Genomic DNA, 25,333 nt, shown 5'->3' on the forward strand with positions numbered 1-25,333 from the left:
CGGGCGGGCGAACTTTTTCCGCGCGCGCCGCTACCCGATTCCCGTGCCCGCTTGTCATAGGTGGTGAAAAGAGATTCACCACACCATGACAGGACCCGCAGACCCGACCGAGACCGCGCAGCGCTGGCATCGCCTGCGCCGCGCCTTCGTGCTCGCGAGCCTGGTGCTGCTTGCCGTGCCGGCCGCCGCGCAAGCGCCGCCTGCCGATGCGGCCTTCGAGTGGCATCAGCCCGCGCAGCCGCTGAGCAGCGCACTGACCGCGCTCGCCGTGCGCACGGGGCTGCTGCTCGGTGTCGATGCCGAGGTCGTGCGCGGCAAGCGCGCGCCCGCGCTGCAGGGCCGCTACACGGCGCGCGAGGCGCTGCTGCAGCTGCTCGAAGGCAGCGGCCTCGAAGCGGTGCGTGGCGCTTCGGGCGGCTACGCGCTGCGCGTCGCGGCGCAGCGTGCACCGGGCCCGAAGCCGCAGGCCGAAGCGCCGGCTGCCGGCGGTGCGCTCAGCGAAGTCACGGTCACCGGCGGGCGCGACACCGGCACCGTCACCGAAGGCACCGGCTCCTACACCACCGACGGCGCGATCGGCACCGCGACGCGGCTCGAACTCAGCCTGCGCGAGACGCCGCAATCGGTCAGCGTGCTCACGCGCGACCGCATCGACGACCAGGGCCTGGGCCAGATCAGCGACGTGCTGCGCCAAGCGCCCGGCCTGAGCTTCGTGCAGAGCGGCAACGCGGGCACCGACGCCAACGCCGTCTATGCGCGCGGCTTCGAGGTCGAGAACTACCAGGTCGACGGCATCCCGCAGGCCGGCACCTGGTTGCTGCAGACGGGTGACCTGGCTTTCTACGACCGCGTCGAGGTGGTGCGCGGTGCCACCGGCCTGCTCAACGGCGTGGGCACGCCGGCGGCCACCGTCAACCTCGTGCGCAAGCGCCCCGGCAACGCGTTGCAGGCCAGCGCCTCGTTCAGCGCGGGCACCTGGAACCGGCAGCGCGCCGAGCTCGACATCGGCGGGCCCGTCACCGCCGACGGCCGCGTGCGCGCGCGCGTGGTCGCGGCCGTGCAGGACGGCGACTCGTGGATCGAGCGCCACCACGAAAAGAAGCGCCTGTTCTACGGCATCGTCGAAGCCGACCTCGCGCGCAGCACGCGCCTGAGTGCCGGCTTCGAGCTGCAGCGGCACGACAACGACGGCGTGGCGCGCGCCGGCCTGCCGCTGCATTTCAGCGACGGCAGCGAGGCCACCTACGGCCGCTCGCGCAGCGCCGCCGCGCGCTGGGCCCACTCGTACCAGGACCAGCGCCAGTATTTCGCCGCGCTCGACCACCGCTTCGACAACGGCTGGGCCGTGCACGCCGCCTTCAACCGCTCGCGCCGCGCCTACGACGACGTCATCGGCTACGCGCTGCGCGGCTACATGAACCGCGCCACGGGGGCGGGGCTCGGCCTGTGGACGAACCGCTGGAACGCGGTGCCGGTGCAGAACGCATTCGACCTGTACGCCAGCGGCCCCTTCGAACTCTTCGGCCGGCGCCACGAGTTGGTGCTGGGCTACAACGCCTCGCGTACGCACAGCGACGCGCCGCTGTACGCGGGCTGGAACGTGGCGGGCTTCGATCCGTGGATCGCGAACTTCAACACCTGGACCGGTGACCTGCCCGCGCAGCCGCAGCAGCCCGTGACCGGCCGCCAGGAAACGGCCACGCGCCAGTCGGGCGCCTATGCCACGGTGCGGCTGCGGCCCACCGAGGCGCTCTCGGTGATCGTCGGCGCGCGCGCGAGCGACTGGAAGGACGTGACGCGCACCGTCCCCCTGCAGCGCGCCGCCACCCTCACCACGCGCAGCGAGAAGGGCGTCGTCACGCCGTACGCGGGCGTGGTGGTCGATCTCGACAAACACTGGTCGGCCTACGCCAGCTACACCAGCATCTTCAAGCCGCAGGCCAGCAAGGACCGCAGCGGCACCTACCTCGACCCGCTCGAAGGGCACGCCTACGAGGCGGGCGTGAAGGGCTCGTTCCACAACGACCGCCTCAACCTCAGCGCCGCCGTGTTCCAGGTGAAGCAGGACAACCTCGCCGTGCGCCTGGACAACGAGTTCGCGCCCGACGGCTCGGCCGCCTACCGCGCCGCCAAGGGCACGACCACGCGCGGCTATGAATTCGAAGTGGCCGGCGAGCTGCTGCCCGGCTGGCAGGTCGGCGGCGGCTTTGCGCACAGCGTGGCACGCGACGCGGCCGGCCAGCGCCTGAACACGCAGGTGCCGAAGAACCTGCTGAAGCTCTTCACCAGCTACCGCATCGCGGGCATCGGCAACGGCCTCACGGTGGGCGGCGGCCTGAACTGGCAGAGCGACACCTACAGCACGGGCCTGGGCCCCTCGGGCCACGCGCGCTTCACGCAGCGGGCCTACACCACGCTCGACCTCATGGCGCGCTACCCGATCAACAAGCACCTTGCCGTGTCGGTGGCGCTGAACAACGTCTTCGACACGCGCTACCGCACCAGCACCAGCAGCAGCTTCTACGGCGCCCCGCGCCACCTGCTCGTGACCTTGCGCGGCACCTACTGACGCACCGCGTTTTTTCTCCGCAGCCAGGTCGCTGCCGGCCCCTTCGCGGCCGGGTGCGTCGCTAGCCATCTCCTGCCAACGGGCGTTGCCGACATTTCGGGTCGGGCCGCCCCCTTTCTTCATGCCATGAACCAGCATTCGTTTTCACGCGCCCGCTTCCGGCGGTCTCCCGTGGCCCTTGTCGCCCTGCTCCTGTGCGGCGCAGCCGGCGCGCAACAACAGCAAGCAGCCAGCGGCGCGGCGCTGTCCGAGGTCACCGTCTCGGGCGACCGCAGCGGCCGCACCGAGGGCAGCCGCTCCTACACCGCCGAGCAGGCCTCCACTGCGACGCGCATGGACCTGTCGATCCGCGAGACGCCGCAGTCGGTGACCGTGATCACGCGCGAGCGCATGGACGACCTGGGCAGCGCCCGCATCGACGACGTGCTGGGCCAGACCACCGGCATCATGGTCGGGCAGGCCGACAGCGAGCGCGTGAACTACTCGGCGCGCGGCTTCTCGATCAACAACTTTCAGATCGACGGCATGCCGCGCGGCCCGAATTCGCCGCTGTCCGACACCGTGCTGTACGACCGCATCGAGGTCATCCGCGGCGCCACCGGCCTCATGGGCGGCACGGGCGATCCGTCGGCCACCATCAACTCGGTGCGCAAGCGCCCCACGCGCGAGTTCCAGGGCAGCGCCTCGCTCAGCTACGGGCGCTGGAACCACAAGCGCGCCGAGGTCGACCTGTCGGTGCCGCTCACGGCCGACGGCCGCATCCGCGCACGCACCGCGCTGGCCTGGCAGGACCGCGATTCGTACATGGACCTGTACCACGAGCGCAAGACCGTGGGCATGGTGATCGTCGAGGCCGACCTCACGCGCTCCACCTTGCTCACCGCCGGCATCGACTTCCAGGACAACAAGCCCACGGGCGCGACCTGGGGCGCCATTCCGTACTGGAACCACGACGGCACGCTCGCCAACCTGCCGCGCAACACCAGCCTGAGCGCGCCGTGGAGCACCTGGGCCAACAAGCAGCACACGGCCTTCGTCTCGCTGCAGCACCGCTTCGACAACGACTGGAAGGTGCACCTGGGCTATGCGCGCACCACCAGCACCAACAACACCACCGTGGCCAACGGCGGCGCGGGCTACCCCAACCGCTTCACCGGCCAGGGCATGAAGCTGTGGAGCGGCGTGTGGGGCGAGGGCGAGTACGTCAACGACAACTTCGACCTGTACGCCACCGGCCCCTTCAGCCTGTTCGGGCGGCGCCACACCTTCATCGCCGGATGGAACGGCGGCAACCAGACCTACACCTCGCAGGGCGGCACGCCGGTGATCCCGTACCCCGAGGCCATTCCCGACTACCGCACGTGGACCGGCAACATCCCGCGCCCGATCTTCCTGGCCGACGGCTCCAAGACCGTGGGCTTCACGCAGCTCAACGGCGGCTACGTGGCGGGCCGCTTCAGCCTCACCGACCCGCTGAACGTGATCGTCGGCGCGCGCGTGAGCAACTACCGCAGGTACACGCACGCCTACAACACGGCACTGCAGTACACGCGCACCACGGGCAAGTCAGAAGCGAAGGACGAGGTCACGCCCTACGTCGGCCTGGTCTACGACCTCGACAAGCGCCACTCCCTGTATGCCAGCTACACCACGCTGTTCAACCCGCAAAGCTCGAAGGATCGCAACGACCAGTACCTTGCACCCGAGACCGGCACCAGCGCCGAGCTGGGCCTGAAGGGCGAGTACTTCGGCGGTGCGCTCAATGCGTCGGCCGCCGTGTTCCAGGTCAAGAAGAAGAACCTGGCCGAGCTGGACCGCAGCGTGCCCGCGGGCTTTCGCCTGCCCGACGGCGGCCAGGCCTACGTGGCCAGCGGCGACGGCGTGACCGCGCGCGGCCTCGAGTTCGACGTGTCGGGCCAGATCACGCCCGACTGGAACGTGGCCGCCGGCTACACGTATCTCGATGCCAAGACCGCCAAGGGCGCGCGTGCCGTGCCCAACCAGCCCAAGCACCTGCTGCGCCTGTCGACCGCCTACCGCTTCAGTGGCGCCTGGCGCGGCCTGAAGGTCGGCGGCGACATGACGGCGCAAAGCGGCATCTACGGCGAGTCGTGGTATGGGCAGCCGCCGCTGTTCAGCATGAAGGACCCGCTGCCGCGCATCTCGCAGAAGGCGTACGCGGTCTTCAGCCTCATGGCCAGCTACGAGATCAACAAGAACGTCACGGCGCAACTGAACATCCGCAACGTCTTCGACAAGAAGTACTACCGCAACGTGGGCTTCTACGACAGCGTGTTCTGGGGCGAGCCGCGCAACGTGAGCCTGACCCTGCGCGCCAAGTTCTGAACAAGCCGTCTTCCATTCCGTCTCAACCATGCCATCACTACCTGGAGCATCGACCATGAAGAAACCCCTGTTCTCCCTTGCCACCCTCGCGGCGGCCGCGTTCGTTTTCTCGGGCGCCGCGCACGCCCACTTCGTCTGGCTCGAACCCGCCGCGGGCGGCGAGGCCAAGGCCTACTTCGGCGAATGGGCCGACGACCTGCGCGAGACCGAGGCCGGCCACCTGAAGCTGGTCAGCGCGCCGCGCGGCATCGCCGCCGACGGCAAGCAGACGCCGGCCACGCGCCATGCCGACCACTTCGTGGTCAAGGCCGACGCCAGCGGCGACGCGCGCCTCGTGGGTGCCTACGTCAGCGACAAGGGCGTGGCGAGCCTGTACCAGGCGCGCACCGGCCGCACCGAAACCGTCGCGCGCCACACGCTCGAGCTCGTGCCGCAGGCCGCCCACAGCAACAGCTTCACGCTGCTGCTGGCGGGCAAGCCGCTGCCCAAGGCCGAGGTGGTCGTGTTCGGCCCGCCCAAGTGGGAGAAGAAGTTCACCACCGACGACGCCGGCAAGGTCACGCTGCAGACGCCCTGGCCCGGCCAGTACGTGGTCGAGGTGAACCACACCGACAAGGACGGCAAGGGCAGCTGGGACGGCAAGCCCTACACGCAGACGCGCCACGTCGCCACGCTGAGCTTCGTCGTCCGGTGAGGGCGGGGCTTCCGGCGCGGGGGTGCTGCCGATGAGCACCTTCGCGCTGGTGTGCGCCCTGTTCGCGTCGGCGCTCGGCGGCTTCGTCACGCTGAGCCTGGCGATGGACCGGCACTACGAAGACGCCCACGGGCGCGGCCGCACGCCGGGCCCGTCGCGGCCCTGGCAGCAGCTGGGCGGAGCGGCGCTGCTGGGGCTGTCGCTGGTCGCCGCGCTGCGCCTGCGCGGGCCGGCCATGGGCTGGGTGCTGTGGCTGGGCGCGCTCACGGCCGCCGCGCTCGTGGTGGTCGGCCTCGTGAGCTACCGGCCCGGCTGGGCGCGGCGCGTCGGCGCCGTGGCGGCTGTGCTGGGCGTCGCCACGGCGGCGGCGTACGGGCTGCTCCTGCTTCCATAGCAGGGCGCCCGGAGGTCGTGCGCGGGCTGTCGCCTGCGCTACGCGCGGGGTCTTGGCCCGCGACTACGATGCGGCTGCGTCGCCGATGCCCGGCACATTCACCCATCAAGGAGACACCATGAGCAGCGCCCTCACCAACCACCAGGTCCGTCTTGCCAAGCGCCCCGAGGGCACGGCCACGCGCGAGCACTGGCGCTTCAGCACCGAGCCCGTGGCCCAGCCCGACGAGGGCGGCGTGCTGGTCAAGACACTGTCGCTGTCGCTCGACCCCGCCATGCGCGGCTGGCTCAACGACGCCAAGAGCTACATCCCGCCCGTGGCCATCGACGAGGTGATGCGCGCCGGCGGCATCGGCCGCGTGGTGGCCTCGAAGAACCCGCAGTTCGCCGTGGGCGACACCGTGTACGGCACGCTCGGCGTGCAGGAATACATGCTGATCCCGCAGGACCAGATCAAGCGCAACGGCCTCGTGAAGGTCGACCTGCGCGTGGGCACCATCACCCAGTGGCTCAACGTGCTGGGCATGCCCGGCATGACCGGCTACTTCGGCCTGATGGACGTGGGCATGCCCCAGGCGGGCGAAACCGTGGTCGTTTCGGGCGCGGCCGGCGCCGTGGGCCAGACCGTGGGCCAGCTGGCCAAGATCAAGGGCTGCCGCGTGGTCGGCATCGCCGGCGGCGCCGCCAAGTGCGACTGGGTGGTGAAGGAGCTGGGCTTCGACGCCTGCATCGACTACAAGGCCGGCGCGGGCGCGGTGCGCGAAGGCCTGAAGACCCACTGCCCGAAGGGCGTGGACATCTACTTCGACAACGTCGGCGGCGACATCCTGGACGCCGTGCTGGCGCGCCTGGCACGCAAGGCCCGCGTGATCATCTGCGGCGCCATCAGCCAGTACAACAACGCCAACAGCATGCCGGCCGCCGGCCCGAAGAACTACCTGAGCCTGCTCGTGAACCGCGCGCGCATGGAAGGCATCGTGGTGTTCGACTACGCCGACCGTTACCCGATCGCCATCGCCGAGATGGCCGGCTACCTGAAGGACGGCCGCATGAAGAGCAAGGAAGACATCGTGAAGGGCCTCGACACCTTCCCCGAGTCGCTGAACAAGCTGTTCGCTGGGGAGAACTTCGGCAAGCTGGTGTTGCAGGTCGCCGAGGAATAACCAAAGGGGCGCCGCGACGCCCCGAACCTCAATCGTCGGTGGGCCGCATCGGAATGTCGCCCATCGCATCGTCCTCGCGCAGCCCGCGCGCGGCCTTCAGCAGTTCGATCGAGAGGCCGTCGCCGTGGCCTGCGAAGCCCTGGGCGATGCCTTCGAGCACGGTCGACAGGTTGGTGTCGCCGTCGGTGCGGGCGTCCATGCTGATGTTCAGGACCCGCGCCGCCATCTGCCGGTAGGTGACGGCGCCCGCGCCCTCCAGCGCGGCCACCAGGTCGAGGTACAGCGCCAGGTTCATGTCGAACACCAGCTTGGGCGTGATCTCGAAATCCTCGGTCTTGTTGTTCTTCTGATCCATGGGGGTGACTCCTTTTTCCTGAGCCTCCACTCTAGCCACAAAAAACGACAAGCTCTGTCGGGCATCGCCCTGATTTGTCTCATTTCGCACGCGTGCCCATCACCGCGGCCGAGATGATCAGCGCCGCCGCCAGCGCGATGCTGGCCGTGAGCGCCCGGCCGGTCACGGCCAGCAGCAGCGCCGTGGAGGCCAGCGGCGTGAGGTAGCTCAGGATGCCGATCTGGCGCGCGTCTCCGCGCTTGAGCGCCATGTCCCACACGAAGAAGGCCGCGCCCAGCGGGCCCAGGCCGCACAGCGCGACCAGCAGCCAGTCCTTCGCCGACAGCGCGACGGCGGGCTCCAGCAGCGCATGGCAGGCCAGCGAGAGCGCGCCCGACACCAGCCCGAACAGGCCGATGGCCGAGGTCGGGAAGGGCGTGACGCGCTGCGTCCACAGCGAGTAGCTGGCCCAGATGAAGGCCGAGCCGGCCGCCGGCAGGAAGCCCCAGTACGTGGCGGGCGCGCCGGGAAGCGTCGCGCTGCCGCCGCGCGCACCGAGGATCGCGATGGCCGCGCCCGCGAAGCCCAGCAGCGCCGCCACCACGTGCAGCGGGCGCAGCGACACGCCCGGCAGCAGCACCGGCGCCAGCACCACCATCAGCAGCGGCCAGAGGTAGTTCACGAGGTTGGCCTCGACCGGCGGCGCATGTCGCAGCGCGATGAACAGCAAAAAGTGAAAGCCGAAGAGCCCGTACACCCCGAGCGCCAGCGTGCGCGGCGGCACGCGCCAGGCGCGGCGGTCGCGCAGCACCAGCGGCCAGCTCGGCACGCTGCCGACGATCAGCGCCAGCCCAGTCAGCAGGAAGGGCGGCAGGTGCGACAGCGCGGTGCCGAAGGTGGCGAGCGTGGCCCACAGTGCGATGGCGAGCAGGGCGTAGAAGGTGGCGGGCATGGACGCCGAGGCTACGCGCCGCGTTCGTCGCGGGCCGACGGTGCGTCGTCGCGCAACGACGGTGTCAGCGGCGCAGCGCGGCCGTGAGCGCCGACGGCGACCGGTAGCCCGTGCGGCGCGCCGTCTCGGCCACGCTCAGGCCTTCGAGCCGCAGTTCGCGCGCATGGGCCAGCCGCAGCGTGCGCAGCCACAGCATCGCGCTCTGGCCCTGTTCCTCGCGGCAGCGCTGCGCGAACTGGCTGGGGCTCAGGCAGGCGACCTCGGCCAGGTCGGCCACGCCCAGCGGCCGGTGCCAGTTCGCCTGCGCCCAGGCCGCGAGGGCCGGCCAGTCGATGCGGCGGCGGCGCGTGTCGGCGACCGACGGGGCGGCGCCCCAGGCTTCGAGCAGCAGCGCCGGGCCGTGCTGCAGGGCGAGGGCCGCGTGCTGCGGCTGCTGCAGGCAGTGCGCGAGGTAGCGGGCCAGCGCGTGCAGCCGGGGCGCATCCGTCGGTGGCTGCTCGACGCAGCGTGCCCACGGGGCATGCGGCGTGTCGAGCACGAGGCAGACGCTGCCGCCGCGCCGGGCCTCGAAGTCGTGCCGGTCGCCGGGCGCGACCACCTGGGCCTGGCCCGTGCCGATGCCCGAGCCGCGGCCTTCGACTTCGATCTCGAGCACGCCGTCGAGCCCGAGCAGCACCTGGAAGTGGTCGTGCGCGTGGCTGCCGCGAGATTGCGTGTAGTCGCGCAGCGAGAGGACAGGGGCGGGCGTGGGCATGGCGGGAGCGATTGTCCGCGCCGCCCCGCCGCCTGTCATCACCCCAGCCGCAGCAGCAGCGCCGAGGCCGCGCACACCAGCAAAAACGGAATGCTGATGCGGTGGAACTCGCGCAGCCCGTGCGGCAGCTTGGCCAGCCGCAGCGCGATCAGGTTGGCCAGCGAGCCCAGCACGCAGCCGAAGCCGCCCACGCTCACGCCGGCCGCGAGTGCCGGCAGGTCGTGCACGTAGCGGTCGAGCAGGATCGCCGCCGGCACGTTGCTGATGACCTGCGAGGCGGCAATGGCCGCGAGGTAGGCGCGCCAGCCCTCGCCGATGGGCCAGTGGCCCAGCAGCGCCGCGATGGCGGGCAGCTCGGCGGCCTGGCGCAGGTCGACGAACATCAGCGCGATGATCGCCAGCAAGGCCCAGTCGATGCCGCGCAGCACGCGCGGGTAGGTGAGCAGCAGCACGCCGAACACCGCGCCCAGGCCGGGCAGCAGCCAGTGGCGGTCGAGCGCGACCACGAAGCCGACGAACAGCACGCCGGCCAACGCCAGCAGGCGCGGCTGCACGGGCGCGGCCTCGGTCTCCTCGCGCAGCGCGATCGGCGTGCGCGGCACCAGCCACCACACGGCCACGAAGAGCCAGAACAGCATGACCGCCACGGTCGGGCCCATCATGGCCATGAAGCCGAAGAAGCTCTCGCCCGAGCGGTGCCACAGGTACAGGTTCTGCGGGTTGCCGATGGGCGTGAGCGCCGAGCCCGCGTTCACGGCCAGCGCCTGCAGCACCACCAGCCGCGCCAGCGGCAGGTGCGCCTGCACGGCCAGCACGCGCGTGAGCGGCACCAGCAGGAACAGGCTCACGTCGTTGGTCACCAGCGCCGACAGCAGCGCGGCCGTGGCCGTGAGCGCCATCGCCAGGCCGCGCTGGCTGTGCGTATGGGCCAGCAGGCGCCGCGCGGCGGCCTGCAGCATGCCGCTCTTCTCCACGCCCTGCGTGATGGCGAGCAGGCCCGCCAGCGCGCCCACGGTCTGCCAGTCGACCAGCCGCAGCCAGTCCATCGGCGCGCGCGGGCGCACGAAGGCGAACACGACCGCGACGGCCACGAGCACCCACAGCAGGCCGTTGCCGCCGCCGTGTTCGGGCGGGGCGGTGTTGGTGCTTGTGGCGCTCACTCAGGCACTCAGGTCGCGCAGCTCGCGCTTGAGCACCTTGCCGATCGCGCTGCGCGGCAGCTCGTCGATGAAGCGCAGGCGCGCCAGCCGCTGGGTCTTGCCGACCTGGGCGTTGGCCCACTGCAGCAGCGCCTCTTCGGTGGTGGCGTCGCCCTCGCGGCGCACCACGAAGGCCACGGGCGTCTCGCCCCATTGCTCGGACGGCACGCCGACCACCGCCACGTCGGCCACCGCCGCATGGCCGCGCAGCACGCCTTCGAGGTCGCTCGGGTAGATGTTGAAGCCGCCGCTGATGATCATGTCCTTCTTGCGGTCGAACAGCGTGAGGAAGCCGTCGGCGTCGAAGCGGCCCACGTCGCCGGTGCGGATGAAGCGCTTGCCGGTGGCGTCGAACCACTCGGCCTCGCGCGTCTTCGCGGGCTGGCGGTGGTAGCCGGTCATCATGCCGGCCGAGTGGCCCACCACCTCGCCGGCCACTTCGGTGTCGCCGCGCGGCAGCTCGTTGCCCTCTTCGTCGATCAGGCGGATGTCGCTGCCCGGCGCGGGCTGGCCCACGGTGTGCAGCTTGGTCGGGTTCAGGTGCGCCTCCAGGATGCAGGTGCCGCCGCCCTCGGTCATGCCGTAGAACTCGACCAGCCCGCCGGGCCAGCGCTTGAGCACGTCGGCCTTGAGCGCCGCGTTGAAGGGCGCGCTGGTGCTGAACTTGTGGCGGAAGGTCGACAGGTCGTGCGCGTCGAAGCGTGGGTGCGCCATCAGGCGCTGGTACTGCACCGGCACGAGCATGGTGTGCGTCACGCGGTGCTGCACGGCCAATTGCAGGTAGCCCAGTGCGTCGAACTTGGGCATCAGCACCACGCAGCCACCGAAGGCGAGGGTGGGGAAGAACACCACCAGCGTGGTGTTGGAGTACAGCGGCGTCGACAGCAGCGTGACCGTCTCGGGCCCGTACTCGTACTTGGCGCCGCGCTGGATGTGCGACCAGCGCATGCCGTGGCCCTGCACGATGCCCTTGGGCTCGCCGGTGGTGCCCGACGAATAGATGATGTTGAAGGCCCAGTCGGGCTGCACCTCGACGGGCTCCGGCTTCGCGCCGGGCGCCGCGAGCCAGTCGTCGAGCGCGCGGCCGACGTTGGAACCGTCGAGCGCGATGTGCGGCAGGCCCGTGGCCTGCGCGGCGCCCACCACCTCGGCGGCCGAGGCGTCGGTGAACAGCAGGCGCGCGTCGGCGTCGGTGATCATGCGCGCCAGGCTGGCGGGCGCCGAGCCGGGGGCCAGCGGGGCCACCGCCACGCCCGCGCGCAGCGCGCCGAGGAACACGGCGGCATAGGGCACCGACGAGGCGGCGCAGACCGCGATGGCGTCGCCGGCACGCAGGCCGTCGCGCTGCAGGGCGGCGGCGATGCGGTCCATGAGCGCGTCGAGCGCGCGGTAGTCCAGCGTCTGCTGGGCATCGGCCAGCGCGGGGCGCTCGGGGGTGTGCTGGGCGTGGAGGCGGACCAGGTCGGCAAGGGTGCCGAAGTCGCGCGCGGCGGCGTCCTGGAGGGCGGGGTGCAAGTTCAAGGTCGATCCTTCGTCTGGGGCCAGACGGCAGGATAGCGAAGAAGCCCGCCGCGGGGTGTGCCGCCCGCGACGAAACCCGGTCAGCCGGCCGTGTCGTCGCCCTGCTGCGCCACCTCGAACAGCGCGCGGATCAGCGGCCGGTCCTTGCGCACCGCCAGGCAGCACAGCGAGTAGCTGATCGACAGCTCGTCGTCGTCGATCTCCACCATCTTCAGGCCGGGCAGCGGAATGCACTCGATCTGCGTCACGAAGCCCACGCCCATGCCGTTGGCCACGGCGTGCAGGATGGCCTCGCGGCTGTTGATCTCCATCACGCAATTCATCTGCACGCCCTGCTGCGCGCAGGCGCGCTCCACGCGGTGGCGCGTCTTGGAGCCGGGCTCGCGCAGGATCACCGGCTCGCCTGCGATGTCGCGCGTGGCGATGGTGCGCTTGCGGGCCCACGGGTGCTTCGCGGGCACCACGGCCACGATGCGCTCCACGCGGTACGGCACCTGGTGCAGGCCTTCGATCTCGGGCGGCTCCACGAGGATGCCCACGTCGATGTCGAAGTCCTGCAGCCCGCCGAGCGTGGAGGCCTCGGAGCCGATCGACACCGTCAGGTCGAGCCCGGCGTGGCTGCGCTTGAAGCTGCGCGCCAGCTCCAGCGCGATGGGCGGTGACACCGCGCCCACGCGCACCAACCCCGTGCGCAGCTTGTGGGCGCGCTGCAGGAACTGCATCGCCTCTTCCTCCTGCCCGAACAGGCCCTGCGTGATGGCATACAGCTGCTCACCCGCGGCCGTGAGCCGCACGGCGCGCCCGCTGCGCAGGAACAGCTCGACGTTGAAGCGCTCTTCCAGCGCCTTGACCTGGTCGGTCACGGTGGGCTGGCCGATGTGCAGGTAGCGCGCGGCCGTGGTGAAGCCGCCGGTCTTGGCGACGGCGTGGAAGCAGCGGATCCACTTGTAGTACTGGTGAAACATGAGGCGATCGTGAGGGGCGTGCGCCGAGCCTCCCTCAGATGCGGCGCCGGCGCCTATGCAGGCTTTCCCGAAGGCATCCATCGGTTTTGGACGGGTTGCACGCGCGAAATGCGATTGGACGCCCCGGTGCGCCGCTTCGACACTGCGGCCCAGACAGAAACCGGAGACAAAAAACATGCCCCACGCCTACCGCAACCCCGTGTCCATTCATTCCGGGCGAGGCAGCCTCGCTCGGCTGCCCGCGCTCCTGGCGGGGCGCCGCGTCGCCCTCGTCACCTTCCCCGAGGCCCGCGGGCTCGGGCTGGTCGATCGCCTGCAGGCGCTGCTGGGCGACGCGCTCGTCACCGTGATCGACGACGTGCGCCCCAACCCCGACGTCGCCCACCTGCGCGACCTGTACAACCGCTTCTGGCAATCGGACGCGCCCTGCGACGCCATCGTGGCGGTGGGCGGCGGCAGCGCCATCGACACGGCCAAGGCGCTGATGGTGGGCACGGCCAACGGGCAGTTCGACGAGCTCGTCGCGCTGCTGGCCACCGGCAAGCCTTTCGTGCCCGCCAGCGTCAAGCCGCTGATCGCCGTGCCGACCACCGCCGGCACCGGCAGCGAAGTAACGCCCTGGGCCACCATCTGGGACGCCGGCAACCAGAAGAAATACTCGCTGCACCTGGACGCCACCTGGCCCGAGGCCGCCATCGTCGACCCCGAGCTCATGCTCTCGGTGCCCGCGGGCACCACGGTGTCGACGGGGCTCGATGCGCTCTCGCACGCGCTCGAAGCGATCTGGAACGTCAACGCCAACCCGGTCTCCGACACCTTCGCCGTCTCGGCCGTGCGTGACATCTTCGACTGCCTGCCGGCGCTGCTGAAGGACCTGGGCAACCTCGAGCTGCGCGAGCGCATGGCGCTGGCCGCGCTGAAGGCCGGCATGGCGTTCTCCAACACCAAGACGGCGCTGGCGCATTCCATCTCCTACGAGATGACGCTGCGCCACGGCCTGGCCCACGGCATCGCGTGCTCGTTCACGCTGCCCCTCGTGCTGGAGAAAGCCTGGGCCCGCTCGCCCGACCGCGACCGGACGCTGCAGCTGCTGTTCGGCGCCGACCTGGCGACCGCCACGCAGCGACTGCGGGCTTTCCTGCAGGGGCTTGGCGTGAAGACCGAGTTTGCCGACTATGGCGTTGCGGACAGCGAAGCGGCGGCCATGATCGCGCGCGCCATGGACGGGGCGCGCGGCAAGAACTTCATCGGCGCGGCGGCGTTGGCCTGACAGGCAGGGACTGCGCAGCGAGACAAGACAACCAGACAGACAGCATGCCGGCCATCGAGCCGGCCCCACGGGCCCCACGCCCGTCAAGACAAGGAGACATAACCATGCAAGCGGCCAATCCCATCCTGCAGGCGGGCACCTACGCACGCCCCCTCGACAATTCGTTCCGCAAGGCGCAGTGGCGGATGCTGCTGGCGGCCATGTTCTGCTACTTCTTCTTCTACACGGGGCGCCAGACCTTCGGCTTCGCCATCCCCGGCATCCAGAAGGAGTTCGGTCTCTCGAAGGAAGTGCTCGGCTGGGCCTCGACCTCGCTGCTGTGGTGCTATGCCGTCGGGCAAGCCATCAACGGCAACCTGGGCGACAAGTTCGGCGGACGCCGCGTGATGACCGCCGGCGCCATCCTCTCGTGCGCCGCCAACTGGGTCGTGAGCTTCGCGGTCGGCTTCAAGAGCCTGGCGATCCCGTGGGGCATCAACGGCTACTTCCAGGCCCTGGGCTGGGCGCCGGGCAGCCGGCTGCTGTCGAACTGGTGGGGCGCGGGCGAGCGCGGCAAGGTCTACGGCTTCTACGTGTTCGCCGCCGGCTGCGCCTCGGTGCTGTCGTTCGTCACGTCGATCATCGTCGTCAACGTGCTGCACCTCGATTGGCGCTGGATCTTCCGGCTCCCCGTGCTGCTGATGCTGGTGGGCGGCATCGCCTTCTACCTGATCGCCCGCGAGCGGCCGGAAGACCTGGGCTTCAAGTCGCCCGACACCGGCGTGGCCAACAACAACCCGCAGGAAGCCGACAAGGCCGGCGTGGCCGACGGCGAGCCGCAAGAAAGCTCCTGGTCGCGCTACAAGGCCGTGCTGAGCAACCCCAAGCTGATGATCGCCGCGCTGGCCATCGGCTTCCAGAACGCGGCGCGCTACGGCCTCATCGTCTGGGTGCCCGTGCACTTCCTGGGCAAGGACTGGGCCAAGGCCGCCGACGGCATGATCGACCCGGCCTGGATCTCGGTGGCGCTGCCCGTGGGCATGGCCTTCGGCGCGCTCACCAACGGCTGGATCTCCGACAAGGTGTTCGGCTCCAAGCGCTACAAGGCCATCGTGCTGTACATGCTGCTGGGCGCCATCGCCTCGATGGGCATGTACCTGCTGCCCACCAGCATCCTCGGCCTGGGGCTGCTGTTCCTGGCGGGCTTCTTCGTCTACGGCCCGGCCTCGTCGTTCTGGGCCCTGTGCCCCGACCTCGTGGGCGCCAAGCGCGCCGGCACCGCCACCGGTGTCATGAACTTCTTCTCGTACCTGCTGGCCGGCCTGGGCGAACCGCTGATCGGCCGGATGCTGGACCACTCGGGCAGCACCTCGGTGGTGTTCCCCATCGTCGCGGCCAGTTGCCTCATCAGTGCCTTCATCGCGCTGTTCATCCGCCGCTGAAGCCCGCGCACCGACACACCCAACTTGCCAAGGAGCATCTCTTCATGAAATCCGACTCACTCGAAGTCAACGGCCGCAGCTACCACTGGATGGTCCGCCCGGTCGTCGTCGTCTGCGTCGACGGCTGCGAGCCCGCGTACCTCGACGCGGCCATTGCCGCCGGCGTGGCACCGTACCTCGAGGCCATGCGCAAGGGCGGCGCCGACCTGCTGGCCGACTGCGTCGTGCCTTCGTTCACCAACCCGAACAACCTGTCGATCGTGACCGGCGCGCCGCCCGCGGTGCACGGCATCTGCGGCAACTACTTCTTCGACCGCGAGCTGGGCCAGGAAGTGATGATGAACGACCCCAAGTACCTGCGCGCCGGCACCGTGCTGGCCGCGTTTGCCGATGCGGGCGCCAAGCTCGCGGTGGTCACGGCCAAGGACAAGCTGCGCAAGCTGCTGGGTCACAAGATGAAGGGCATCTGCTTCTCGTCCGAGAAGTCGGACCAGGTGACGATGGAAGAGAACGGCATCGACAACGTGCTCGACATGGTCGGCATGCCGGTGCCCTCGGTGTACAGCGCCGAACTCTCGGAGTTCGTGTTCGCCGCCGGCGTGAAGCTGATGGAATCGCGCCGCCCCGACCTGATGTACCTGTCGACCACCGACTACGTGCAGCACAAGGCCGCGCCGGGCAGCTCCGCCGCCAACGCCTTCTACAAGATGATGGACGGCTACCTGGCGCAGCTCGACGCGCTGGGCGCGACCATCGTGCTCACGGCCGACCACGGCATGAACGACAAGCACGGTGCCGACGGCTCGCCCAACGTGATCTACCTGCAGGACGTGCTCGACGGCTGGTATGGCCCGGACCGCGCGCGCGTGATCCTGCCGATCACCGATCCGTATGTGGTGCACCACGGCGCACTCGGCTCGTTCGCCACCGTGTATGTGCCCAGCGAGGATGAGGTGCCCGGCTGGATCGACCGCATCCAGCGCATCCCCGGCATGCAGCTCGTGCTCTCGCGCAAGGAGGCCGCGCAGCGCTTCGAGTTGCCGCCCGACCGCATCGGCGACATCGTGGTGGTGAGCGAGCAAAGCACCGTCATCGGCACCTCGGCCACGCGCCACGACCTCACGGCGCTCGAAGTGCCACTGCGTTCGCACGGCGGCGTGTCGGAGCAGAAGGTGCCCTTGATCTGCAACCGCCCCGTCGCGGGCGTGGCGAGCACGCGCCGGCTGCGCAACTTCGACGCGCTCGACCTCGCACTGAACCACGCCCAAGGCCCGCTGGGGGCCGCCGCCTGAACTTATTTGACGGAGCATTCCATGAGCAAGTCTGACCACGCCGCCCTGAAGCCCGGCACCGTGTACCGCGAAGCCCTGCGCATCGCCGGCGAGAAAGTCCATCGCGACCGCACCATCGAGGTCACCTACCCGTACACCGGCGAGGTGATCGCCACCGTGCCCAAGGCCACGCTGGACGACGTGCGCCACGCCCTGCGCATCGCCCGCGACTACAAGCCCACGCTCACGCGCTACGAGCGCTACAAGATCCTCATGCGCGCCGGCGAGATCATCGCTTCGCGCCTGGACGAGATGTCGCGCACCATCACGCTCGAATCGGGCCTGTCGCGCAAGGACTCGCTGTACGAAGTGGGCCGCGCCTCCGACGTGCTGCTGTTCGCCGCCAACCAGGCGCTGGTGGACGACGGCCAGGTGTTCTCCTGCGACCTCACGCACCACGGCAAGAGCCGCAAGGTCTACACGATGCGCGAGCCACTGCTGGGCGCCATCACCGCCATCACGCCGTTCAACCACCCGCTGAACCAGGTGATCCACAAGGTGGCGCCGGCCATTGCGACCAACAACCGCATCGTGCTCAAACCCAGCGAGAAGACGCCGCTCACGGCCTTCCTGCTGGCCGACATCCTGTACGAAGCGGGCCTGCCACCGCAGATGCTGTCGGTGCTCACGGGCGACCCCAAGGAGATCGCCGACGAGCTGCTGACCAATGCCGACGTCGACCTCGTCACCTTCACCGGCGGCGTGCCCATCGGCAAGTACATCGCGGGCAAGGCCACCTACAAGCGCCAGATTTTGGAGCTCGGCGGCAACGACCCGATCATCGTGATGGAAGACGCGGACATCGAAGAAGCGGCCACGCTGGCTGCCAACGGGTCGTACAAGAACTCGGGGCAGCGCTGCACGGCGGTGAAGCGGATGCTGGTGCATGAGTCGGTCGCTGATCGCTTCGTCGAACTGCTGGTCGAGAAGACCCGCGCGCTGAAGTACGGCGATCCGATGGACCCGGACACCGACATGGGCACCGTGATCGACGAAGCGGCTGCCAAGCAGTTCGAAGCCGTCGTCAACGAAGCCATCGCCGCCGGCGCCAAGCTCCTGTACGGCAACGAGCGCCGCGGCGCGCTGTACTCGCCCACCGTGCTCGACCACGTCGACCCCGAGATGACCGTCGCCAAGCACGAGACCTTCGGCCCCGTGTCGCCGGTGATCCGCTTCAGGAACATCGACGAGGCGATCCGCATCTCCAACGGCACGGCCTACGGTTTGTCGTCGTCGATCTGCACGAACCGCCTGGACTACATCACGCGCTTCATCCGCGAGCTGAACGTGGGTAGCGTGAATGTGCGCGAAGTGCCGGGCTACCGCCTGGAGCTCACGCCCTTCGGTGGCATCAAGGACTCGGGCCTGGGCTACAAGGAAGGCGTGCTCGAAGCGATGAAGAGCTTCACCAACACCAAGACCTACTCGCTGCCATGGTGACCGGCGCGGCGCACGAGGCGCATGGCGCGTCGCGCGCCGTGCGTGAGACCCCGCCGCCGATGGCGCTGGCCGTGGCGGCCAAATGGCTGTCGCGCTACAGCCGCGCGCCCGTGCCTTCGTCCAAGGTGACCGACTCGGAAAGCGGGACAGCCGGCGACGGAGACCGCAACGCCGCACGCTGGATCGCCTGACCCGCCAGCACGCGCGCCTGCGCGTCGGCGGCGAGGATGTCGTTCAGGCTCTCGTGTGCGGACGAGGGCGCCTGCTGCAGGCAGTCTTCCACCACGTGCGCAATGTCGGTGTAGCGCAGGTGCCCGTTCAGGAACGCATCGACCGCCACTTCGTTCGCCGCATTGAGCGTCACGCTGGCCGCGCACCCCTCGCGCAGCACTTCCAGCGCCAGGCGCAGGCAGGGAAAGCGCTTCAGCTCGGGCGCGGCAAAGCTCAGGTGGGCGAGCTGCAGGAAGTCCAGCGGCGCCACGCCCGAGTCGATGCGCCCGGGCCAGGCCAGCGCGTGCGCGATCGGCGTGCGCATGTCGGGGCGGCCCAGCTGCGCCAGCACCGACTGGTCGGCATAGGCCACCATCGAATGGATCACGCTCTGCGGGTGGATCACCACCTCGATGCGCTCGGGCGGCATCGCGAACAGCCAGCGGGCCTCGATGGTCTCGAGGCCCTTGTTCATCATCGTCGCGGAGTCGACCGAGATCTTGCGGCCCATGCGCCAGGTGGGATGCGCGCAGGCCTCGTCGGGCGTGACGCGGTCCAGCGCCTCCAGCGGGCGGTGCAGGAACGGCCCGCCCGACGCGGTGAGCACCAGCCGCTGCACGCCCACGCCGCCGGCCGGCGCGCCCGCCAGGCACTGGAAGATCGCGTTGTGCTCGCTGTCCAGCGGCAGCAGCGTGGCGCCGTGCGCGGCCACCGCGCGCATGAACAGCGCGCCGGACATCACGAGCGCCTCCTTGTTCGCCAGCAGGATCTTCTTGCCCGCGCGCGCCGCCGCCAGTGACGACAGCAGCCCCGCCGCGCCGACGATGGCCGCGACCACCGTGTCGCAGCCCGCCGACTGCGCCACCTCGCACAGCGCCTGCGGGCCGTGCATGACCTCGGTTCGCAGGCCGGCCGCGCGCAGCCGCGCCTGCAACTGCATGGCGCCTGGCGCATCGCCGACCACCGTGACCTCGGGGCGGAAGGCGACGCAGTGCGTGAAGAGCTTGTCGAGGTTGCGGTGCGCCGTCAGCGCATGCACCGTGAAGCGGTCGGGGTGGCGCGCCACCAGGTCGAGCGTGCTGTCGCCGATCGACCCGGTGGCGCCGAGCAGGGTGAGGCGTTGCGTGGCCATGGAGATGCCTTCAGACGGCAGCGATCGGCACGACGCGCTCGCGCGACGACGGCTTCATCCACGCACCGAGCCGCTCGCTCGCCTCGGCATCGGCGCCGTAGCGCGCGGCCACGTAGGTCTCGACCAGCCGCGTGAAGTCGTCGGCAATGTGCTCGCCCTTGAGCGTCAGTGCACGTTCGCCGTCGATGTACACCGGCGCCACCGGCTGCTCGCCCGAGCCCGGCAGCGAGATGCCCAGGTGCGCCAGCCGGCTCTCGCCGGGGCCGTTGACCACGCAGCCCATCACGGCCACGTGCATGTCTTCCACGCCCGGGAAGCGCACGCGCCAGGCCGGTGCCTGCGCGTGCAGCCAGCCTTCGATCTGGCTGGCCAGCGACTGAAAGAAGGTGCTCGTGGTGCGCCCGCAGCCGGGGCAGGCGGTCACGCTGGGCGTGAAGGCGCGCAGGCCCATCGACTGCAGGATCTGCTGCGCCACCAGCACCTCGCGCGTGCGGTCGCCGTTCGGCTCGGGCGTGAGCGACACGCGGATCGTGTCACCGATGCCCTGCTGCAGCAGCACGCCCATCGCGGTGGCCGAGGCCACGATGCCCTTGGAGCCCATGCCGGCTTCGGTCAGGCCCAGGTGCAGCGGGTAGTCGCAGCGCGCGGCGAGCTCGCGGTACACGGCGATCAGGTCCTGCCCCTGGCTCACCTTCGCCGACAGCACGATGCGATCGGGCGGCAGGCCGACGTCTTCGGCGCGCGCGGCGTTCTCCAGCGCCGAGACGATGAGCGCCTGGCGCATCACCTCGTCGGCCGGCTGCGGTTGCGCCGCCTGTGCGTTGGCGTCCATCAGGCGCGCCAGCAGCGCGGGGTCGAGGCTGCCCCAGTTCACGCCAATGCGCACCGGCTTGCCGTGGCGGCAGGCGATCTCGATGAGCTGGCAGAACTGCGCGTCGCGCTTGTCGCCCCGCCCGACGTTGCCGGGGTTGATGCGGTACTTGGCCAGCGCCTGCGCGCAGTCGGGGTACTGCGCGAGCAGGCGGTGGCCGTTGAAGTGGAAGTCGCCGACCAGCGGCACATTCACCTGCTGGCGCGCGAGCGCGTCGCGGATCGGCGCCACCTGCGCGGCGGCCTCTTCGTTGTTGACCGTGAGGCGCACCAGCTCGGCCCCCGCGCGCGCGAGCGCCGCCACCTGCGCCACGGTGGCGGCCGCGTCGGCGGTGTCGGTGTTGGTCATGGCCTGCACGGCCACGGGCGCGTCGCCGCCGATGCGCACGGTGCCGACGCGCACCTGCCGCGAGAGGCGGCGTGCGATGGGCGGTTTCATGGCACGGCCACTTCCGTTGCGAGTTCTGCCGGCAGGCGGAACACCACGTGCTCCTCGCGCCCGGGCAGCGTCAGCAGTTCCACCTCGGCCAGCCGGCGCAGCGCGGCCACCACGTCCTGCACCATGGTCTCGGGCGCCGACGCACCCGCGGTGACGCCCACCGCGCCGGCGTCGCGCACCCAGTCGGGCTTGAGCTCGCTGCCCTGCGCGATGAGGTAGCTGCGCACGCCGGCCTGCGCCGCGATCTCGCGCAGGCGCTGCGAGTTGGAGCTGTTCTGCGCGCCGACCACCAGCACCACGTCGACCTGCTGGCTCAGTTCGCGCACGGCCGTCTGCCGGTTCTGCGTGGCGTAGCAGATGTCGCGCGTGTCGGGCCCGACGATCTGCGGAAAGCGCCGCTGCAGCGCGTCGATGATGCCGCGCGTGTCGTCCACCGACAGCGTGGTCTGCGTGATGTAGGCCAGCGGCGTGTCGGCATCGAGCACCAGCGAGTCCACGTCGGCCTCGGTCTGCACCAGCGTGACCGGCGCGGGAATCTGCCCCAGCGTGCCGGTCACCTCGGGGTGCCCGGCGTGGCCGATGAGGATCAGCGCATAGCCCTTGGCGGCATAGCGGCGCCCCTGCTCGTGCACCTTGGTGACCAGCGGGCAGGTGGCATCGATCGCGCGCAGGCCGCGCGCGCGGGCTTCGACCTCGACCGCGTGGCTCACGCCATGCGCGCTGAAGATCGCCACCGCGTCCGCGGGCACCTCGGCCAGCTCTTCGACGAACACCGCGCCCTGCGCCTTCAGGTCGTCGACGACGTGCTTGTTGTGCACGATCTCGTGGCGCACGTAGATGGGCGTGCCGTGGCGCCGCAGCGCGTGTTCGACCGTGTCGATGGCCCGCACGACGCCGGCGCAGAAGCCTCGGGGCTGGGCAAGGATGACGCGCATGGTGGAGGTCTCCTGGTGGGCTCACATGCGCTGGACATGGCCGAAGCCTGCGGCATCGTCCAGCTCGGGCGGATAGAACTGCGTCGACCAGCGACGGAAAGCCGTGACGGAGCGGTCTTCCGCCATGAGCCGGGGATGCCTGAGGTGGCTGCGGGTGCCCCAGATCGGGAAGTCGTCCTGGGCGACGCGGATCACCCAGCGGCGCGCCAGGGGGTTGAGCACGCTGTAGGCGAGCTTCCTGAATGGCGCGGGCCAGCGGTCCAGTCGCTCGACGCTGGGATGGTCGATCCAGCGGAAGGTCCACTTCAGCGGTGCGATGGGTGTTGCGAAGACCTGGGTCGTCACCTTCACGCCGAGCTCCGGCATCTCGTTCTCCCCCTTGGCATGCCCGAGCCCGAAGTTGGTCATGCGCATGCGGAACTGCAGCCCTTTCCAGCGGGCCTTGAACGTGACGATGAGCTTGTGCCCATCGACCTCGTGCGACATCTCGGTCTCGGTGAACCCGTGAACCCATCCGAAGTGGGTGAGGTCGATGCTGTTCTCCGCCACCGCATCGCCGTAGCCGCCGAGTTCGTAGCTGCTGTACTGCGGATGGAGGTGGCTGGCCAGATCCAGTTCCGGAATGTCCCATTCGGGCGGGCGGTCTTCGCCGTGCCGCCACACCATGATCGCCCCGTTCTGTTCCTTCATGTAGCGCTGCGTGAGCGCCGCGTTCGGTGGGCGCTGGCCCGCGCAGGCGCGCACGCATCCGCCGTCGGGGCCGAACGCCAGGCCGTGGAAGGGGCAGACCAGGTTCTCGCCGTCGATCTTTCCACCGTGTCCGAGGTGCGCGCCCAGGTGAGGGCAGTACGGGTCGATGACGCGCGCCAGGCCCGACTGCGTCCGGTAGACGACAAGGTCCTGCCCCATGAGGGGGACGATGCGCACCGCACCGGGCTTGACCTCGTGGCCGAAGCACACGGCGAACCAGCCGTTGGCGTAGGGCATGGGCAGGCGCGTCTCGCCGGTGGCACTGCGCGCGCAGAGAAGGGGCTTGCGAAAGTCCAGGGGCACGGGGCGGTGTTCGCCGGCAGTGTGGGGCGTGCCGTGGTCGGAGGGGGTCGGGACAAGGTTCCCGGAAGGCGCGGCGCAAGGCTGGGGGGGCGGCATGGTGGGTGGCTCCGGTGGCGGCGCTTCAGTGCGCGCGGTGGACGACGAGGTCGGCAAGCTGCCCCAGGCGCCGGGCGCCCGGGCCGAAGGATGCGACCGCGGCATGGGCGCGCTCGCGCAACTCGCCGGCCAGCGCGCGCGACGCGTCGAGGCCGAGCATCGACACGCAGGTGGGCTTGTCGTCATAGGCGTCCTTGCCGGCGGTCTTGCCCAGCGTGGCCGTGTCGGCGGTCGCGTCGAGGATGTCGTCGACCACCTGGAAGGCCAGGCCGATGGCGCTGCTGTAGTCGTCGAGTGCGCGGTACAGCGCGGCGTTGGCCGGCACGTCGGCCAGGCCGCACAGCGCGCCCATGCGCACGGCGGCGCGGATCAGCGCGCCGGTCTTCATGCGGTGCATCTGCTCGAGCGCGGGGCGGCTCAGCGAGCGGCCCGCGCTCTGCAGGTCGATGGCCTGGCCGCCCACGAGGTGGCGTGAACCGGCCGCCGTCGCGAGCTCGCGCACCAGCGCGATGCGGCGCTCGGCCGCCAGCGGCAGCTCGGCCAGCGTGAGGAAGGCCTGCGCCTGCAGCGCATCGCCCACGAGGATGGCGGTGGCCTCGTCGTAGGCCACGTGCACGGTGGGCTTGCCGCGGCGCAGGTCGTCGTCGTCCATCGCGGGCAGGTCGTCGTGCACCAGCGAGTAGACGTGGACCATCTCGATGGCGGCGCCCGTGGCGTCGAGTGCGTCGGACGGGGCCTGCGTGAGTGCGCCCGCCGCCTGGCACAGCAGCGGGCGGATGCGCTTGCCGCCGCCGAGCACGGCGTAGCGCAGCGCACCGTGCAGCCGGGTCGGCAGGGCCTCGGTCGGCGGCAGGTGTGTCGCGAGCATGTGGTCGGTACGGCCGATCGCGCGCTGCGTCCATTCGTCGAACGTGCCGCCCGGCGCGATCCGTGGCGCCAGGGCCGTGTCCGTTTCATCCTGCGGCTGTGTCATCGTGCAGCTCCGGTTCGGGCGAATCGACAAGCCTGTGGCGCGCCCGTGCAAGGTCGCGCGTGCAGGCGGCGTGGACATGCGCTGGCGGGTTGCTCACCCCAGCTTTCGCAACGGCTGCCGCAGGCCATCGGTGGCGCGGGCGCTGCCTGCCGCTTCACCCACCTGCCACCACCAGGCGACGGAAGGGATGGGCAACGGCTCGGTCGAGGTGTCCGACGAGCGCCGCGTGAACCCGGGCGTCGTGAACATCAGGTTGCCGTCGTCGGTGCCGTGCACGAACCGGTAGCGGTCCGAGATCTGGCACCACCCGATGCACCCGACCATGTAGGTCTCCAGCACGTCGATGAATTGCGGAACCAGCGGGTGATGCGCGTCGGCCAGGACTTCATCGCGCAGGGCCAGGAAGCGGTTGATCATGCGGTCCAGGAACCGGGTCGCCACGTCGAATCCTTCGTTCAGCGAACACCCGTATTCGCGGCACACGGCATCGACGGCGTTGTTGCCGTCCGGACTGCGCGTGGCTTCCTTGCGGAACGCGAAGAGATCGCTCGCCCAGTTGGCGATCACCTGGGTGATTTCCGTCAGCGCATACACCCGCCGGTCCGCCAGCATGTCGGGGCTGAAGTCCAGCCCGGCCACGATGTGGTTGAGGTGGATGTAGCAGACAGACGCCCCGGAGTACATGCGGGTCATGAAGTACTCGTTCAGGGTCGAGAGGATCTTTCTCTGGATGTGGACGATCTTGAATTGCTCGATGTAGAACCAGTTGCGCAGGGCATCGACCCACGCCAGGTACTGGTAGGTGTTCGTGTGCTTGCGCAGGCGAAGCGAGATGTCTCTCAAGGCCATGGCGTAGTTGTCGTCCGGGTACACGACGGACTCCAGGCTTTCCACCGAACGCAGAAGGCGGAATGTCGACCTGCTCAGCTCCAGGATGACATCTCTTTCGGGGCCTTCGTCGCAGTACTGGTCGTCCCAGGCAAAGGCGAAGACCGAAAAATCGGCCCCGATCTGCAGCAGGTCCTCGGTGGCGTCCGGATAGAGATACCCGGAAAGGCCGCCGCAGAACTGGTTCAGGATTCTCTTCTTCTGGTCGGCATCCCAGTACAGCGCATACCGTTCGCCGAATGCATTCGCTCTCACGTCTGCCTCCTGGATCCTGGGGTGGATGCGGCATTCCTTGAAGGGGTTGTAGGACGCGCTCATCTGGATGGCGGAGGATGTTTCCATGGTGGCTCCTGGAGGGGTCGATCGAAGGCGGGTGGGGACCGGA

General features: G+C 70.0%; 21 protein-coding genes. 9 read left to right on the top strand and 12 right to left on the bottom strand.

Annotation, left to right across the window (positions count from 1 at the left end; genetic code table 11):
• Positions 1-85: 85 nt before the first annotated feature.
• From AC1RAA_RS29580 to AC1RAA_RS29600, 5 genes are all read left to right on the top strand, one after another.
• The gene (locus AC1RAA_RS29580) at positions 86-2,569 is read left to right on the top strand and encodes a TonB-dependent siderophore receptor (RefSeq protein ID WP_492732569.1); all 2,484 of its coding nucleotides are present in this window, start codon (positions 86-88) and stop codon (positions 2,567-2,569) included.
• A gap of 171 nt (positions 2,570-2,740) precedes the next feature.
• Entirely contained in the window at positions 2,741-4,915 is a 2,175-nt protein-coding gene (locus AC1RAA_RS29585) for a TonB-dependent siderophore receptor (RefSeq protein WP_492732571.1), read from the top strand.
• 55 nt (positions 4,916-4,970) lie between these two features.
• Entirely contained in the window at positions 4,971-5,609 is a 639-nt protein-coding gene (locus AC1RAA_RS29590) for a DUF4198 domain-containing protein (RefSeq protein ID WP_492732573.1), read from the top strand.
• 31 nt (positions 5,610-5,640) lie between these two features.
• Positions 5,641-6,003 (top strand): DUF3325 domain-containing protein, encoded by a 363-nt coding sequence (locus tag AC1RAA_RS29595; protein ID WP_070061910.1) that lies wholly within the window; start codon positions 5,641-5,643, stop codon positions 6,001-6,003.
• A gap of 118 nt (positions 6,004-6,121) precedes the next feature.
• Entirely contained in the window at positions 6,122-7,165 is a 1,044-nt protein-coding gene (locus AC1RAA_RS29600; RefSeq protein ID WP_369645443.1) for an NADP-dependent oxidoreductase, read from the top strand.
• Positions 7,166-7,193: 28 nt separating this feature from the next.
• Here the strand turns inward: AC1RAA_RS29600 and AC1RAA_RS29605 are convergent, their stop codons facing one another.
• The 6 genes from AC1RAA_RS29605 to AC1RAA_RS29630 form a co-directional block, all read right to left on the bottom strand.
• Positions 7,194-7,520 carry a hypothetical protein gene (locus tag AC1RAA_RS29605; protein WP_062482731.1) on the bottom strand — a complete coding sequence of 109 codons (327 nt, stop codon included), beginning with the start codon at positions 7,518-7,520 and terminating at the stop codon, positions 7,194-7,196.
• Between the two features lie 79 nt (positions 7,521-7,599).
• Positions 7,600-8,451 carry a DMT family transporter gene (locus AC1RAA_RS29610; RefSeq protein WP_492732576.1) on the bottom strand — a complete coding sequence of 284 codons (852 nt, stop codon included), beginning with the start codon at positions 8,449-8,451 and terminating at the stop codon, positions 7,600-7,602.
• Between the two features lie 64 nt (positions 8,452-8,515).
• Positions 8,516-9,205, bottom strand: a complete 690-nt coding sequence (locus AC1RAA_RS29615) for a helix-turn-helix domain-containing protein (RefSeq protein WP_492732578.1) — start codon at positions 9,203-9,205, stop codon at positions 8,516-8,518.
• Positions 9,206-9,243: 38 nt separating this feature from the next.
• Positions 9,244-10,365, bottom strand: coding sequence for an SLC13 family permease (locus tag AC1RAA_RS29620; protein ID WP_492732580.1), 1,122 nt, complete (start codon positions 10,363-10,365; stop codon positions 9,244-9,246).
• A complete protein-coding gene (locus tag AC1RAA_RS29625) occupies positions 10,366-11,919 on the bottom strand; it encodes a class I adenylate-forming enzyme family protein (protein WP_492732679.1) in 1,554 nt (517 codons plus the stop codon).
• Between the two features lie 86 nt (positions 11,920-12,005).
• Complete coding sequence (locus AC1RAA_RS29630; RefSeq protein ID WP_492732581.1) at positions 12,006-12,890, bottom strand: LysR substrate-binding domain-containing protein; 885 nt, start codon at positions 12,888-12,890, stop codon at positions 12,006-12,008.
• 175 nt (positions 12,891-13,065) lie between these two features.
• On the opposite strand from AC1RAA_RS29630, the gene psrA reads away from it, so the two are divergent.
• The 4 genes from psrA to phnY all read left to right on the top strand — a co-directional run bounded on the left by psrA (position 13,066) and on the right by phnY (position 18,352).
• Positions 13,066-14,160: an iron-containing alcohol dehydrogenase PsrA gene (gene psrA / locus AC1RAA_RS29635; RefSeq protein ID WP_492732583.1), complete on the top strand. Its 1,095-nt coding sequence runs from the start codon at positions 13,066-13,068 to the stop codon at positions 14,158-14,160.
• 104 nt (positions 14,161-14,264) lie between these two features.
• Entirely contained in the window at positions 14,265-15,581 is a 1,317-nt protein-coding gene (locus tag AC1RAA_RS29640; RefSeq protein ID WP_492732585.1) for an MFS transporter, read from the top strand.
• A 44-nt stretch (positions 15,582-15,625) separates the two neighbouring features.
• Entirely contained in the window at positions 15,626-16,873 is a 1,248-nt protein-coding gene (gene phnA / locus AC1RAA_RS29645; protein ID WP_492732590.1) for a phosphonoacetate hydrolase, read from the top strand.
• A 21-nt stretch (positions 16,874-16,894) separates the two neighbouring features.
• A complete protein-coding gene (phnY, locus tag AC1RAA_RS29650; protein ID WP_062480083.1) occupies positions 16,895-18,352 on the top strand; it encodes a phosphonoacetaldehyde dehydrogenase in 1,458 nt (485 codons plus the stop codon).
• Between the two features lie 94 nt (positions 18,353-18,446).
• Here the strand turns inward: phnY and ispC are convergent, their stop codons facing one another.
• The 6 genes from ispC to AC1RAA_RS29680 form a co-directional block, all read right to left on the bottom strand.
• Complete coding sequence (gene ispC / locus AC1RAA_RS29655) at positions 18,447-19,694, bottom strand: 1-deoxy-D-xylulose-5-phosphate reductoisomerase (protein WP_492732592.1); 1,248 nt, start codon at positions 19,692-19,694, stop codon at positions 18,447-18,449.
• Between the two features lie 10 nt (positions 19,695-19,704).
• On the bottom strand, positions 19,705-21,003 hold the full coding sequence (ispG, locus tag AC1RAA_RS29660) for a flavodoxin-dependent (E)-4-hydroxy-3-methylbut-2-enyl-diphosphate synthase (protein WP_492732594.1): 1,299 nt from the start codon (positions 21,001-21,003) through the stop codon (positions 19,705-19,707).
• Positions 21,000-21,938 (bottom strand): 4-hydroxy-3-methylbut-2-enyl diphosphate reductase, encoded by a 939-nt coding sequence (gene ispH / locus AC1RAA_RS29665; protein WP_492732596.1) that lies wholly within the window; start codon positions 21,936-21,938, stop codon positions 21,000-21,002. The genes ispG and ispH overlap by 4 nt, the downstream gene beginning before the upstream one ends.
• Positions 21,939-21,959: 21 nt before the next feature.
• Positions 21,960-22,991 carry a Rieske 2Fe-2S domain-containing protein gene (locus AC1RAA_RS29670; RefSeq protein WP_492732598.1) on the bottom strand — a complete coding sequence of 344 codons (1,032 nt, stop codon included), beginning with the start codon at positions 22,989-22,991 and terminating at the stop codon, positions 21,960-21,962.
• A 121-nt stretch (positions 22,992-23,112) separates the two neighbouring features.
• Positions 23,113-23,955, bottom strand: a complete 843-nt coding sequence (locus AC1RAA_RS29675) for a polyprenyl synthetase family protein (RefSeq protein ID WP_492732681.1) — start codon at positions 23,953-23,955, stop codon at positions 23,113-23,115.
• A gap of 198 nt (positions 23,956-24,153) precedes the next feature.
• Complete coding sequence (locus AC1RAA_RS29680; protein WP_492732600.1) at positions 24,154-25,290, bottom strand: terpene synthase family protein; 1,137 nt, start codon at positions 25,288-25,290, stop codon at positions 24,154-24,156.
• Positions 25,291-25,333: the final 43 nt, after the last annotated feature.

This window comes from Variovorax sp. GW823-FHT04F07, from assembly GCF_058795995.1.

Excerpts from the sequence above, each read along its gene's own strand:
- psrA (WP_492732583.1), top strand. The coding sequence starts at position 13,066 with ATGCCCCACGCCTACCGCAACCCCGTGTCCATTCATTCCGGGCGAGGC.
- phnA (WP_492732590.1), top strand. The coding sequence starts at position 15,626 with ATGAAATCCGACTCACTCGAAGTCAACGGCCGCAGCTACCACTGGATG.
- AC1RAA_RS29600 (WP_369645443.1), top strand. The coding sequence starts at position 6,122 with ATGAGCAGCGCCCTCACCAACCACCAGGTCCGTCTTGCCAAGCGCCCC.
- AC1RAA_RS29675 (WP_492732681.1), bottom strand. The coding sequence starts at position 23,955 with ATGCTCGCGACACACCTGCCGCCGACCGAGGCCCTGCCGACCCGGCTG.
- AC1RAA_RS29615 (WP_492732578.1), bottom strand. The coding sequence starts at position 9,205 with ATGCCCACGCCCGCCCCTGTCCTCTCGCTGCGCGACTACACGCAATCT.
- AC1RAA_RS29610 (WP_492732576.1), bottom strand. The coding sequence starts at position 8,451 with ATGCCCGCCACCTTCTACGCCCTGCTCGCCATCGCACTGTGGGCCACG.
- AC1RAA_RS29605 (WP_062482731.1), bottom strand. The coding sequence starts at position 7,520 with ATGGATCAGAAGAACAACAAGACCGAGGATTTCGAGATCACGCCCAAG.
- ispH (WP_492732596.1), bottom strand. The coding sequence starts at position 21,938 with ATGCGCGTCATCCTTGCCCAGCCCCGAGGCTTCTGCGCCGGCGTCGTG.
- AC1RAA_RS29630 (WP_492732581.1), bottom strand. The coding sequence starts at position 12,890 with ATGTTTCACCAGTACTACAAGTGGATCCGCTGCTTCCACGCCGTCGCC.
- AC1RAA_RS29580 (WP_492732569.1), top strand. The coding sequence starts at position 86 with ATGACAGGACCCGCAGACCCGACCGAGACCGCGCAGCGCTGGCATCGC.
- AC1RAA_RS29640 (WP_492732585.1), top strand. The coding sequence starts at position 14,265 with ATGCAAGCGGCCAATCCCATCCTGCAGGCGGGCACCTACGCACGCCCC.
- ispG (WP_492732594.1), bottom strand. The coding sequence starts at position 21,003 with ATGAAACCGCCCATCGCACGCCGCCTCTCGCGGCAGGTGCGCGTCGGC.
- ispC (WP_492732592.1), bottom strand. The coding sequence starts at position 19,694 with ATGGCCACGCAACGCCTCACCCTGCTCGGCGCCACCGGGTCGATCGGC.
- AC1RAA_RS29595 (WP_070061910.1), top strand. The coding sequence starts at position 5,641 with ATGAGCACCTTCGCGCTGGTGTGCGCCCTGTTCGCGTCGGCGCTCGGC.
- AC1RAA_RS29680 (WP_492732600.1), bottom strand. The coding sequence starts at position 25,290 with ATGGAAACATCCTCCGCCATCCAGATGAGCGCGTCCTACAACCCCTTC.
- phnY (WP_062480083.1), top strand. The coding sequence starts at position 16,895 with ATGAGCAAGTCTGACCACGCCGCCCTGAAGCCCGGCACCGTGTACCGC.
- AC1RAA_RS29590 (WP_492732573.1), top strand. The coding sequence starts at position 4,971 with ATGAAGAAACCCCTGTTCTCCCTTGCCACCCTCGCGGCGGCCGCGTTC.